This is a genomic window from Flavobacterium algoris (assembly GCF_048158525.1).
Lineage (GTDB): Bacteria > Bacteroidota > Bacteroidia > Flavobacteriales > Flavobacteriaceae > Flavobacterium > Flavobacterium algoris.
In genome coordinates this window covers 41053-55203 of sequence record NZ_JBLNKT010000023.1, presented here as the reverse complement: position 1 = coordinate 55203, position 14151 = coordinate 41053, and the positions used below count along the sequence as shown (strand labels likewise).

Sequence of the window (14151 nt, the reverse complement as noted above, 5' to 3'; positions counted from 1 at the left end):
ATAATTAAAATGAGAACCTATAAAACAAAAAACAGTAGTAAACCGGAGCTTACTACTGTTTAAAAATTGTACTTTTATTTTTTATTAATCCTGTATCGTTTTTTCAGGACTAGACAGAAATCAATTTAAATTTAGGCTATTGTACTTTCTAAACTTACTGCTTTCTTTAAAAATGATTTGATTAACAATCTATTCGGAGCCAATCCAGAAGTCATAATTTGTTTTTTTGTATTTATTCCTTCTTTTGAAATAGAGCTATTAGGATCTTGTTTTGACCCCATAAACCAAAGTACAAAATTCATAGTATTAGAAGAAGTATTTGTTGAAACATTTTCTTGTTTTACTACATTCAAAACTTCAGTATTATTATTAGTTGCTACAGTATTTTCAGTAGTTTGACCAAAAACAGAAACATTAGACACTAAAATAATTACTAGCAACATAAAAAAGTTGTTGTTTATTTTATTATTAGTATGTTTTGAAAAATGATTCATTTGTGTATTTTTTTTAAAATCAATAAGATGTTTCTCTTATTCTGATACGAAACTATACCATTAAATTTCTAATAAAAAATATTTTCGATGAATCGCCTTAATACTCGTCAAAGCGACAAAATTCGAATAAAAACTCTGTTTATTTTTACAGCATTAACATGAGGTAATCAACCATTTTCCTTTTTAACTTTAAAGAAAAAAAAAAAAAAATGAATTATAATACTAAAAAAAGGTTTTTCATTAAAAAAATGACAAAAAAAGGCTCCATTTCTGGAGCCTTTTAACTATAACTTAGAATTATGCTTGTCCTGCAGGGCCAAAATTAAGTGGTATTGAAGGTTGTTCACTATCTTTTATTTCGCCGTGAGCGACTTCAAATCGATGAATATTTTCTCCAATCGCTTTTAACAATCTTTTGGCATGTTGCGGTGTCAAGACAATTCTTGATTTTACCTTAGCTTTAGGAATACCAGGCATGATACTTACAAAATCCAAAACAAATTCTGAAGATGAATGATTGATTATTGCCAAATTAGAATAAATTCCTTCGGCAGTTTTTTCATCCAACTCAATGTTGATTTGTTCTTGTTGTTGATTTGAATTGCTCATATCCTTTTATTAATAAATGTATTCCTCTTTATTAGCCATCATATCATTGTAATCTTCTTTCGAACCTACAATAGTATTATCATATTCTCTCATACCAGTTCCTGCAGGGATTCTATGTCCTACAATTACATTTTCTTTCAATCCTTCTAAGTAATCGATTTTACCCGCAACAGCAGCTTCATTCAATACTTTAGTAGTTTCTTGGAAAGATGCAGCAGAAATAAATGATTTCGTTTGAAGTGATGCTCTAGTAATCCCTTGTAAAACTGGTGTTGCTGTTGCTGTAACAACATCACGAGCTACTACAAGATTTTTATCTGTACGTTTCAAAAGAGAGTTTTCATCACGCAACTCACGAGGCGTAATAATTTGTCCTTCTTTTAAAGCACTAGAATCTCCAGCATCTTCAACTACTTTCATACCATATAATTTATCATTTTGAACGATAAAATCTTTAGTATGAATCAATTGATCTTCTAAGAATAAAGTATCACCCGGATCTTGTACTCTTACTTTACGCATCATTTGACGTATTACTACTTCAAAGTGTTTGTCGTTGATTTTTACCCCTTGTAAACGGTATACTTCTTGAATTTCATTTACCAAATACTGCTGAACAGCTGCTGGCCCTTGGATTCTTAAAATATCATCCGGAGTAATTGCACCATCAGATAAAGGTACACCTGCTCTTACGAAGTCATTTTCTTGAACTAGAATTTGGCTTGATAATTTAACCAAGTATTTTCTAATATCACCAAATTTAGATTCGATAACAATCTCACGGTTACCTCTTTTGATTTTTCCAAAAGAAACAACACCATCGATTTCAGAAACAACAGCTGGGTTTGAAGGATTACGAGCTTCCAACAACTCAGTAATTCTAGGTAAACCTCCTGTAATATCTCCTGATTTAGAAGAACGACGTGGAATTTTTACCAATACTTTACCTGCTTTAATTTTCTCACCGTTTTCAACCATCAAGTGGGCTCCTACTGGTAAGTTATAAGAACGAATTAATTCATTGTCTTTACCGTAAACCAATAAAGTTGGAATTAATTTTTTAGCTCTAGATTCAGAAATTACTTTTTCTTGGAAACCAGTTTGCTCATCAATTTCAACCATGAATGATTGACCTTGCTCTAAATCTTCGTAAGCAATTTTACCAGTAAACTCAGAAACGATAACTCCATTATATGGATCCCATTTACAAATCACATCTCCTTTAACAACAGATTGACCGTCTTTAACGAAAATACTAGAACCGTAAGGAATGTTATTAGTACTTAATAAGATACCTGTTCTCTCATCGATTAATTTTAATTCAGTTGAACGAGAAACTACAATATCAACTGCATTACCTTCACTATCTTCTCCTTTAACCGTTTTTAAATCTTCAATTTCTAGTTTACCGTTAAATTTGGTAACAATACTAGACTCTTCAGATATACCACCCGCAACCCCACCAACGTGGAATGTACGTAATGTCAACTGTGTACCAGGTTCTCCAATAGATTGTGCTGCAATTACACCAACCGCTTCACCTCTTTGTGTCATTTTACCTGTAGCTAAATTTCTACCGTAACATTTTGCACAAATACCTTTCAACGCTTCACAAGTTAATGGTGAACGAACTTCCACTTTCTCGATAGGAGAAGCGTCAATTGCTTTCATTATAACTTCTGTAATTTGCTCACCAGATTTAACTAAAATCTCACTAGTTAAAGGATTTATTAAGTCTTGCAATGCAACACGTCCTAAAATTCTTTCTCCTAGAGATTCAACTATTTCCTCATTCTTTTTCAATGCTGATACTTCAACACCTCTTAATGTACCACAATCTTCGATATTAACAATAACATCTTGAGATACATCATGCAATCTTCTTGTTAAATATCCTGCATCGGCCGTTTTCAAAGCCGTATCCGCAAGACCTTTACGCGCACCGTGAGTAGAGATAAAGTACTCAAGGATAGAAAGACCTTCTTTAAAGTTAGAAAGAATCGGGTTTTCAATAATTTCACCACCACCAGCAGTAGATTTTTTAGGCTTAGCCATCAAACCACGCATACCGGTTAACTGACGAATTTGTTCTTTGGAACCCCTCGCTCCAGAATCAAGCATCATATACACCGAGTTGAAACCTTGTTGGTCTTCTCTAATGTTTTTCATTGCTAACTCTGTAAGTTGAGCATTCGCTGAAGTCCATACATCAATAACTTGGTTGTAACGTTCGTTATTAGTGATAAGACCCATGTTATAATTAGCCGAAATACCTTGAACTTGTTCTCTGGCGTCTGCAATTAATTTAGGTTTTTGATCTGGAATTCTAATATCCCCAAGAGAGAATGACAATCCACCTTTAAAGGCAAATTTGTAACCCATATCTTTCATGTTATCCAAGAAAGCCGCAGTTGTAGGTACATCAGTAGAACTTAAAACGTGTCCGATAATGTCTCTAAGGTTTTTCTTAGTCAATACATCATTGATATATCCAGCTGCTTCCGGTACTACTTCATTAAATAATACACGACCAGCAGTAGTTTGTATGATTTGGAACACCAAGTCACCTGCTTCATTAAAATGTTTTGCTCTAATTTTCACACGAGCATTCAATTCTAATCTGCCTTCATTCAAAGCAATATTTACTTCTTCAGCAGAGTAAAAAGTGATTCCTTCTCCTAAAATTTTAAGCTCAGGAGTAGATAAACGTTCTTTGGTCATATAGTATAGACCCAAAACCATATCCTGAGAAGGTACCGTGATTGGAGCACCATTTGCAGGATTCAGAATATTGTGAGAACCCAACATTAATAGTTGTGCTTCCAAAATAGCTTCTGGTCCTAATGGCAAGTGAACTGCCATTTGATCCCCATCAAAATCCGCATTAAATGCAGTACAAACTAAAGGGTGCAATTGGATTGCTTTTCCTTCAATTAATTTTGGTTGGAATGCTTGGATACCTAATCTGTGCAAAGTAGGAGCACGATTCAGTAATATTGGGTGACCTTTGATTACATTTTCAAGGATATCCCAAACTACAGGCTCTTTCTTATCTATTATTTTCTTAGCTGATTTTACAGTTTTTACAATTCCTCTTTCTATCAATTTACGGATAACGAAAGGTTTGTATAATTCTGCTGCCATATCTTTAGGGATACCACACTCAGATAATTTCAATTCTGGTCCAACAACAATTACCGAACGAGCAGAATAATCCACACGTTTTCCAAGTAAATTTTGACGGAAACGTCCTTGTTTACCTTTAAGGGAATCAGATAATGATTTTAATGGTCTGTTTGATTCTGTTTTTACTGCAGAAGCTTTACGCGTATTATCGAAAAGTGAATCTACAGATTCCTGCAACATACGTTTTTCGTTTCTTAAGATAACTTCTGGAGCTTTAATCTCCATTAATCTTTTCAAACGGTTGTTACGTATAATTACACGACGGTATAAATCATTTAAATCTGAAGTTGCAAAACGACCTCCATCAAGTGGCACAAGCGGACGTAATTCTGGTGGAATAACTGGTACCACTTTCATAATCATCCACTCTGGACGATTCTCACGGTTCAAGTTAGACTCACGGAAAGATTCAACTACTTGTAATCTTTTTAACGCTTCAGTTTTACGTTGTTTAGACGTTTCATTGTTCGCATTATGTCTCAATTGGTAAGACAATGCATCAAGATCAATTCTTGCCAATAAATCCATAATACACTCCGCTCCCATTTTGGCAACAAATTTATTAGGATCAAAATCATCAAGGTACTGATTATCAGCAGGAAGCGTATCTAAAATATTTAAATATTCTTCTTCTGTCAAAAAGTCTAATCTTTGCAGTGATTCACCATCTGCATTTTTAGCAATACCAGCTTGGATAACTACGTATCTTTCGTAGTAGATAATCATATCTAATTTCTTAGATGGAAGACCAAGGATATAACCAATTTTGTTTGGAAGAGAACGGAAATACCAGATATGAGCAATTGGCACAACAAGATTGATGTGACCTACTCTATCTCTACGTACTTTTTTCTCCGTAACTTCTACACCACAACGGTCACAGATGATCCCTTTGTAACGTATTCTTTTATACTTACCACAAGCACATTCAAAATCTTTTACTGGTCCGAAAATACGTTCACAGAAAAGACCATCACGCTCCGGTTTGTGCGTTCTGTAGTTGATAGTTTCCGGCTTCAATACTTCACCTCTTGATTCTTTCAAGATAGATTCAGGAGAAGCAAGTCCTATGGAGATTTTATTAAACCTTTTTACAGGGTTTTTATCTTTATTGTTATTATTTCTATTATTCATCATAGTTTTTACTATTGATTTATTTGCAATTAAAAATTGATTTTCGTTTTAATCTAAAGTCAAATATCATAAAGTTTTTAAAGTCACAGATGACTTTAGACTTTGGACTTTGAAACTTTCGACTTAAACACTTCCTCGAGTTACTTCTCTAAACTTCAAATAAAAATTTTGAAGTGCTATTTATAAAACCAATTGGGTCTAAATAAAAAATCGGAACGGGTTACGGGTATAAATCCTAAAAACTTCTATAAATGCCAAAGTAGAGACGCGATTAATCGCGTCTCTACAGTTGACAAAATTTATTTATTCTTCTAAACGAATGTCAAGTCCAAGACCTTTCAATTCATGCATTAATACATTGAATGATTCCGGTAATCCTGGTTCTGGCATAGATTCACCCTTAACGATTGCTTCGTAAGTTTTTGCTCTACCGATAACATCATCAGACTTCACAGTCAAGATTTCTCTAAGTGTACTTGATGCTCCATAAGCTTCAAGTGCCCAAACCTCCATCTCTCCAAAACGTTGACCTCCAAATTGAGCTTTACCTCCAAGTGGTTGTTGTGTGATCAACGAGTATGGACCTATAGAACGTGCGTGCATTTTATCGTCAACCATGTGTCCAAGTTTCAACATGTAGATAACTCCTACTGTTGCCGCTTGATGGAAACGTTCTCCTGTACCACCATCATATAAATGTGTATGTCCAAAACGTGGTATTCCAGCTTCGTCAGTCAATTCATTGATTTGATCAAGAGTTGCTCCGTCAAAAATTGGTGTAGCAAATTTTCTACCCAAGTTTTGTCCTGCCCAACCAAGAACTGTTTCATAAATCTGACCAATGTTCATACGTGAAGGTACACCTAGTGGGTTCAACACGATATCAACTGGCGTTCCGTCTTCAAGGAAAGGCATATCTTCATGACGAACGATACGAGCAACAATACCTTTGTTACCGTGACGCCCCGCCATTTTATCCCCAACTTTCAGTTTACGTTTTTTCGCAATATATACTTTCGCTAATTTCAAGATTCCTGCTGGCAATTCATCTCCAACAGTAATAGTGAATTTCTCTCTACGTAATGCACCTTGTAAATCGTTCAATTTAATTTTATAGTTATGAATTAAATCATTAACCATTTTATTAGTTGCATCATCAGCAACCCATTGACCTTTACTTAAGTGAGCAAAATCTTCAACTGCATAAAGCATTTTTTGCGTGTATTTTTTACCTTTTGGTAAAACTTCTTCACCCAAATCATTCATTACACCTTGAGATGTTTTTCCGTTAACGATTAAGAAAAGTTTCTCAACTAATTTGTCTTTTAATTCAACAAATTTAGTTTCGAATTCCATTTCTAAAGCGCCTAAAGCATCTTTATCTTGTGTACGTTTGCGTTTATCTTTTACTGCTCTTGCGAACAATTTTTTGTCTAAAACAACACCATGTAAAGAAGGAGATGCTTTCAATGAAGCATCTTTTACATCACCTGCTTTATCCCCGAAGATTGCACGAAGCAATTTTTCTTCCGGAGTAGGATCTGATTCCCCTTTTGGAGTAATTTTTCCGATAAGAATGTCACCAGGTTTAACCTCGGCACCAATTCTGATCATACCATTTTCATCTAAATCTTTAGTAGCTTCTTCAGAAACGTTTGGTATGTCATTCGTTAATTCTTCGTTACCTAATTTAGTATCTCTAACTTCTAATGAATAATCATCAACGTGAATAGAGGTAAAAATATCGTCACGAACTACTTTTTCAGAAATTACAATCGCATCCTCGAAGTTGTATCCTTTCCATGGCATAAAGGCAACTTTTAGGTTACGACCTAAAGCTAATTCACCATTTTGAGTCGCATATCCTTCAGATAATACTTGTCCAAGAACCACTCTGTCTCCTTTTCTTACGATAGGTTTCAAGTTGATACTTGTTCCTTGATTGGTTTTTCTAAATTTAATTAGATTGTATGTTTTTTCATCAGGCTCAAAACTTACCATTCTTTCTTCCTCAGAACGATCGTATTTGATAGTGATGATATTAGCATCTACATATTCAATAACTCCATCTCCTTCAGCGTTAATTAAAACTCTAGAATCAGAAGCTACTTGACGCTCTAAACCAGTTCCAACAATTGGAGCTTCAGGACGAATTAATGGTACAGCCTGACGCATCATGTTAGATCCCATCAAGGCTCTATTCGCATCATCATGTTCTAAGAAAGGAATCAAAGAAGCTGAAATAGAAGCAATTTGATTTGGAGCAACATCAGTATAATCAACTCTTGTTGGTTCAATTACTGGGAAATCACCTTCTTGACGTGCAATTACGTCTTCTGCAGTAATTTTTCCTGTAGCATCCATTTGGATATTTGCCTGAGCAATCATCATTCCTTCTTCTTCTTCTGCGCTTAAGTAAACTGGAGTAGACACTAAATCTACAGTTCCGTTAGTTACTTTACGGTAAGGTGTTTCGATAAAACCCATTCCGTTTACTTTAGCATAAACACCAAGAGAAGATATCAAACCAATGTTTGGTCCCTCAGGAGTTTCAATTGGACATAAACGTCCGTAATGCGTATAGTGAACGTCACGTACCTCAAAACCTGCTCTTTCTCTCGAAAGTCCACCTGGTCCTAGTGCAGATAATCTTCTTTTGTGTGTAATCTCGGCAAGTGGATTCGTTTGATCCATAAACTGAGACAACTGGTTTGTTCCAAAGAAAGAGTTGATAACAGAGGATAATGTTTTAGCATTAATCAAATCTATTGGCGTAAACACCTCGTTATCTCTAACGTTCATACGCTCTCTAATAGTTCTAGCCATACGCGCTAAACCAACACCGAATTGTTGAGACAATTGTTCTCCAACTGTTCTAACACGACGGTTTGATAAATGGTCAATATCATCAATCTCTGCTTTAGAGTTGATCAATTCGATCAAATATTTTACAATGGTGATGATATCTTCTTTGGTAAGCACTTGCTTTTCCATTGGGATATCTAAACCTAGTTTTTTATTCATTCTATAACGACCTACTTCACCTAAGTTGTAACGTTGATCAGAGAAGAATAATTTATCTATAATCCCACGAGCAGTTTCTTCATCAGGCGGTTCTGCGTTACGCAATTGTCTGTAGATATGCTCAACAGCTTCTTTTTCAGAGTTTGTTGGATCTTTTTGAAGCGTATTGTGAATGATGGCATAATCTCCTTGATTAGCATCTTCTTTATGCAACAAAATTGATTTAACGTTAGAATCGATGATTTCTTCCACATTATCTTTATCGATAATGGTATCTCTATCAAGGATTATTTCGTTACGTTCGATAGAAACTACTTCACCAGTATCTTCATCTACAAAATCCTCGTGCCATGTATTCAATACACGAGCAGCTAATTTTCTACCAACATATTTTTTAAGACCTGTTTTAGAAACCTTAATTTCTTCCGCAAGATCAAAAATTTCTAGAATATCTTTATCTCTTTCAAAACCAATTGCTCTAAAAAGAGTGGTAACTGGTAATTTTTTCTTTCTATCGATATAAGCATACATTACGCTATTAATATCTGTAGAAAATTCTATCCAAGATCCTTTAAAAGGAATTACTCTGGCAGAATACAATTTTGTACCATTTGCATGGAATGATTGACCAAAGAAAACACCCGGTGATCTGTGTAATTGAGATACAACTACACGCTCAGCACCATTAATAACAAAGGTACCACTTGGTGTCATATAAGGAATTGTACCAAGATATACATCCTGAACAATTGTTTCAAAATCTTCGTGTTCTGGATCTGTACAATATAGTTTTAACCTTGCTTTTAAAGGCACACTATACGTAAGACCTCTTTCTATACATTCTTGAATGGTGTAACGTGGTGGATCTACAAAATAATCAAGGAATTCCAATACGAAGTTATTTCTTGTATCAGTAATTGGGAAATTTTCCATGAAGGTATTGTAAAGCCCTTCGTCGCCTCTTTCGTCAGATTTAGTTTCTAATTGAAAAAAATCTTTAAACGATTTAACCTGAACATCTAGAAAATCTGGATAATCAGGAATGTTTTTTGTAGAGGCAAAATTCAATCTTTCAGTCTGATTTGTTATCATCAATGGACAAAATTTTGATTAAAAAAGTAATTTTTCTTTGTACAAATAGGGATTATTTATACGTTCCTTTTACAACCATTACATCTTTAAAAACCAATTTAAGATAACTACTTTCTTATTATCTGTTAATTTTTTTTCCTCGTAATGGGTAAAATGAATTTGTTTTAAAAGGCTCTTATGTACTTACACAAGGCAGACTTTTGTTATACGAAAAATGGTTTAGGTCATTGGGTGACTAAACCCAAGACCTAAACCTTATTCTTTAAACCGAGTTTAACTATTTAAGTTCAACCTCAGCTCCAGCTTCTTCTAAAGATTTTTTAAGCCCTTCAGCTTCTTCTTTAGAAACACCTTCTTTTACATTACTTGGTGCGCTATCAACTACATCTTTAGCTTCTTTCAAACCTAAACCTGTAAGTTCTTTAACTAATTTTACTACTGCTAATTTAGAAGCACCTGCTGCTTTTAATACAACTGTAAATTCAGTTTGAACGTCTTCAACAGCAGCGTCACCACCACCAGAAACTACTGCAGCTGCAGCAGCTGGTTCGATACCGTACTCATCTTTTAATATTGTTGCTAATTCGTTAACTTCTTTTACTGTTAGGTTAACTAATTGTTCTGCGAATTGTTTCAAATCTGCCATTTTTTCTATCGTTTTAAAATGATTTGTAAAAAATATAATTTATTTATTGTGCGCGTTTTTTGTAATAAAATTAGAGTAAGACTCTATTTTCATTATGCTTCCACTTCTTCTGTAGCCTCTTCGCTTTTTGCGAATTGGTTTTGAAGAGCAGAAATAACTCTTTGTGCTGGTGACTGCAATAATCCAATAAGTTCGCCGATAAGCTCTTCTTTAGATTTAATAGTTGCTAATGCATCTAATTGATCATCTCCAATATAAATTTCAGAGTTAATAAAAGCTCCTTTTAATACAGGTTTAGCTGATTTTTTTCTGAAATCTTTGATTATTTTACCAGGAGCGTTTGCTATCTCAGAAATGAATATAGCACTATTACCAGTCAAAACTGAAGGTAAATCTCCATAATCATTAGCTGAAGCTTCCATTGCTTTTGCAAGCAAAGTATTTTTAACCACTTCTAATTTTATACCTGCTTTAAAGCAAGCTCTTCTCAAGTTTGAAGTTGTTTCTGCATTCATTCCAGAAATATCAGATACATAAACAATGTTTGTACCAGCTAACTGTGCAGTTAAAACTTCAATCGCGATTGATTTTTCTTCTCTAGTCATACTAAAAATTTTTAACTACCAATTATACTGCTTTAGGGTCCAAAGCAATTGCAGGACTCATAGTGCTAGTTAGGTAAATACTTTTGATGTATGTTCCTTTAGCAGCAGTTGGCTTAAGTTTGATTAATGTTTGAATAATTTCGTGTGCATTGTCAACGATTTGTTCGCTTCCAAAAGAAATTTTACCAATTCCTGCATGCACAATACCAGTTTTATCAACTTTAAAGTCAATTTTACCAGCTTTAACCTCTTGAACAGCTTTAGCAACATCCATAGTTACCGTACCTGTTTTAGGGTTTGGCATTAAACCTCTAGGTCCTAAAATACGACCTAATGGACCTAATTTACCCATAACAGAAGGCATAGTGATGATTACATCAACATCTGTCCAACCGTCTTTGATTTTTTGTAAATAATCGTCAAGACCTACATAGTCTGCACCAGCTGCTAAAGCTTCCGCTTCTTTATCTGGAGTAACTAATGCTAATACTTTAACATCTTTACCAGTTCCATGAGGTAATGTTACCACACCTCTAACCATTTGATTCGCTTTTCTTGGATCTACACCCAATCGAACTGCGATATCAACAGACTCATCAAATTTTGCAGAAGCAATTACTTTTATCAATGCAGCTGCATCTTTTAAAGAGTATAATTTGTTCTTTTCAATTTTTGAAGCAGCCTCTTTTTGCTTTTTTGTCAATTTTGCCATGTCTTTCTCTTAATTAAAAAGGAGAATCTCCTGATACAGTTATACCCATAGATCTAGCTGTTCCAGCGATCATGCTCATAGCAGATTCGATTGTGAATGCATTTAAATCTACCATTTTATCTTCAGCAATTGCTTTGATAACATCCCAAGTAACGCTAGCTACTTTTTTACGATTTGGCTCACCTGATCCGGACTTTAGCTTTGCAGCTTCCAATAACTGGACAGCAGCAGGAGGAGTTTTTACAACAAAATCAAATGATTTGTCTTTATACACAGTAATTTGTACTGGGCATATTTTGCCGGGTTTATCTTGAGTTCTAGCATTAAATTGCTTACAGAATTCCATGATGTTTACCCCAGCAGCTCCTAAAGCAGGTCCAACCGGTGGCGACGGGTTCGCAGCACCTCCCTTAACTTGTAGTTTAACTACCTTACTAATTTCTTTAGCCATTTTTTAAAAAATTTAACACTACAATCATTGGAAGCGATTGTAATGGATATTATAGATGTAACAAAAAATTATACTTTTTCAACTTGCATAAAACTCAACTCCAATGGTGTTTTTCTTCCGAAAATTTTCACCATCACTTCTAGTTTACGCTTTTCTTCATTGATTTTCTCAACCGTTCCATTGAAACCATTGAAAGGACCATCAACAACCTTAATAGTTTCTCCAATATTGAAAGGAATAGAACGAGTATCTGTATTAACAGCTAACTCATCTACTTTACCTAACATTCTATTTACTTCAGAAAGTCTTAATGGTACAGGCTCACCACCTTTAATTTCACCTAAAAAACCAATAACACTTGTTATAGACTTGATAATATGAGGTATTTCCCCTATTAGATTTGCCTCAATCATAACATAACCCGGAAAATAAACTTTATCCTTGATTATTTTTTTTCCTTCTTTTACAGTAACTACTTTTTCAGTAGGAACGAGAACTTGCGAAACATAATCACCCATCCCTAATCTTGCGATTTCAGTCTCGATATATGCTTTCACTTTATTTTCTTGTCCGCTTACTGCTCTAACGACATACCACTTTTTAATACTACTATCTGCCATAACAAAAAAATTACGCTTTTATCCAGTTAAAAAATCCAGCCAAAGCTTTAGCGAAAATTTCATCTACTCCCCAAGTTGCCAAAGCGAATAATACTGAAAAAACAGCAACAACAATCGTTAGACGTTGAACCTCAGCCCAATCCGGCCAAGTTACATTTGACTTTAATTCTTCAAATGCTTCTGATATGTAATTAACAACTTTTGTCATTATGATTTAGTTTATTTGCACGGGCGGAGGGATTCGAACCCCCATCAACGGTTTTGGAGACCGCTATTCTACCCTTGAACTACGCCCGTCTGTTAATAAAAGCCAGCAACAACCTAAGAAGTTACTGGCTTCATAATTTATTTATAGGATTATGCTACAATCTCAGTTACCTGACCTGCACCTACTGTTCTACCACCTTCACGGATAGCGAAACGTAAACCAACATTTAATGCAATTGCACTAAGCAATACAACATCAATAGTTAAGTTATCCCCAGGCATAACCATTTCTACACCTGTAGGCAAAGTAATGATACCTGTTACGTCAGTTGTACGTACGTAAAACTGTGGACGGTAGTTATTATGAAATGGTGTGTGACGACCACCTTCTTCTTTTTTCAAGATATAAACCTCTGCTTTAAAAGTAGCGTGTGGTTTAACTGAACCTGGCTTACAAATAACCATTCCTCTTTTGATGTCTTCTTTTTGAATACCTCTCAAAAGAATACCTACGTTATCTCCAGCTTCTCCTCTATCAAGGATTTTACGGAACATCTCAACTCCAGTAATAGTAGAAGTTAATTTTTCAGCTCCCATACCAATGATTTCAACTGGATCTCCAGTATTAGCAACTCCTGTTTCGATACGACCTGTAGCAACAGTTCCACGACCAGTGATTGAGAATACATCTTCAACAGGCATTAAGAAAGGTTTTGCAACGTCTCTTACTGGCTCTTCGATCCAAGCATCAACAGCTTCCATCAATTCAAGAATTTTTGGTACCCAAGCTGGATCATTATTCAATCCACCTAAAGCTGAACCTTGAACAACAGGACCATTATCTCCATCATATTCGTAGAAAGATAACAAGTCTCTGATTTCCATCTCAACTAATTCAAGTAATTCCTCATCATCAACCATATCCACTTTGTTCATGAATACAACCATTCTAGGAATACCTACCTGACGTCCTAAAAGGATATGCTCACGCGTTTGTGGCATTGGTCCATCAGTCGCAGCAACTACAAGAATAGCACCATCCATTTGAGCAGCACCTGTAACCATGTTTTTTACGTAATCCGCGTGACCAGGACAGTCAACGTGAGCGTAATGACGATTAGCAGTTTCATACTCAACGTGAGATGTATTAATTGTAATACCTCTTTCTTTTTCTTCTGGAGCATTATCAATTTGATCAAATGATTTTGCTTGACAGTAACCTGCATCAGACAATACTTTTGTAATTGCCGCAGTTAATGTCGTTTTTCCGTGATCCACATGCCCAATTGTTCCAATGTTTAAGTGGGGCTTGTTACGGTTAAAATTTTCCTTTGCCATTTTACTTAATTTTTAATCTTAGTTATATATTAA

11 protein-coding genes and 1 tRNA gene are annotated in these 14151 nt (G+C 34.9%); all 12 read right to left on the bottom strand.

From position 1 onward, the window contains the following. Positions 1-131 precede the first annotated feature (131 nt). The 12 genes from ACM55I_RS12110 to tuf all read right to left on the bottom strand — a co-directional run bounded on the left by ACM55I_RS12110 (position 132) and on the right by tuf (position 14118). The gene (locus ACM55I_RS12110) at positions 132-494 is read right to left on the bottom strand and encodes a hypothetical protein (RefSeq protein WP_416847066.1); all 363 of its coding nucleotides are present in this window, start codon (positions 492-494) and stop codon (positions 132-134) included. Between the two features lie 297 nt (positions 495-791). Next, positions 792-1103 (bottom strand): DUF3467 domain-containing protein, encoded by a 312-nt coding sequence (locus tag ACM55I_RS12105; RefSeq protein ID WP_035670440.1) that lies wholly within the window; start codon positions 1101-1103, stop codon positions 792-794. Positions 1104-1112: 9 nt separating this feature from the next. Next, positions 1113-5426, bottom strand: coding sequence for a DNA-directed RNA polymerase subunit beta' (rpoC, locus tag ACM55I_RS12100; protein ID WP_416847065.1), 4314 nt, complete (start codon positions 5424-5426; stop codon positions 1113-1115). Between the two features lie 300 nt (positions 5427-5726). Next, on the bottom strand, positions 5727-9539 hold the full coding sequence (rpoB, locus tag ACM55I_RS12095; RefSeq protein WP_416847064.1) for a DNA-directed RNA polymerase subunit beta: 3813 nt from the start codon (positions 9537-9539) through the stop codon (positions 5727-5729). 277 nt (positions 9540-9816) lie between these two features. Next, complete coding sequence (rplL, locus tag ACM55I_RS12090) at positions 9817-10185, bottom strand: 50S ribosomal protein L7/L12 (RefSeq protein ID WP_416847063.1); 369 nt, start codon at positions 10183-10185, stop codon at positions 9817-9819. 92 nt (positions 10186-10277) lie between these two features. Beyond that, positions 10278-10790, bottom strand: a complete 513-nt coding sequence (rplJ, locus tag ACM55I_RS12085) for a 50S ribosomal protein L10 (protein ID WP_039109062.1) — start codon at positions 10788-10790, stop codon at positions 10278-10280. Positions 10791-10812: 22 nt separating this feature from the next. Next, a complete protein-coding gene (gene rplA / locus ACM55I_RS12080) occupies positions 10813-11502 on the bottom strand; it encodes a 50S ribosomal protein L1 (RefSeq protein ID WP_416847062.1) in 690 nt (229 codons plus the stop codon). 13 nt (positions 11503-11515) lie between these two features. After that, positions 11516-11953, bottom strand: a complete 438-nt coding sequence (gene rplK, locus ACM55I_RS12075) for a 50S ribosomal protein L11 (RefSeq protein ID WP_035639405.1) — start codon at positions 11951-11953, stop codon at positions 11516-11518. 68 nt (positions 11954-12021) lie between these two features. Beyond that, positions 12022-12573: a transcription termination/antitermination protein NusG gene (gene nusG / locus ACM55I_RS12070; RefSeq protein WP_416847061.1), complete on the bottom strand. Its 552-nt coding sequence runs from the start codon at positions 12571-12573 to the stop codon at positions 12022-12024. Between the two features lie 10 nt (positions 12574-12583). Then, the gene (gene secE, locus ACM55I_RS12065) at positions 12584-12781 is read right to left on the bottom strand and encodes a preprotein translocase subunit SecE (RefSeq protein ID WP_416847060.1); all 198 of its coding nucleotides are present in this window, start codon (positions 12779-12781) and stop codon (positions 12584-12586) included. A gap of 18 nt (positions 12782-12799) precedes the next feature. After that, positions 12800-12870 (bottom strand) — tRNA-Trp (locus ACM55I_RS12060). Positions 12871-12930: 60 nt separating this feature from the next. Continuing rightward, entirely contained in the window at positions 12931-14118 is a 1188-nt protein-coding gene (gene tuf / locus ACM55I_RS12055; RefSeq protein ID WP_416844030.1) for an elongation factor Tu, read from the bottom strand. Positions 14119-14151: the final 33 nt, after the last annotated feature.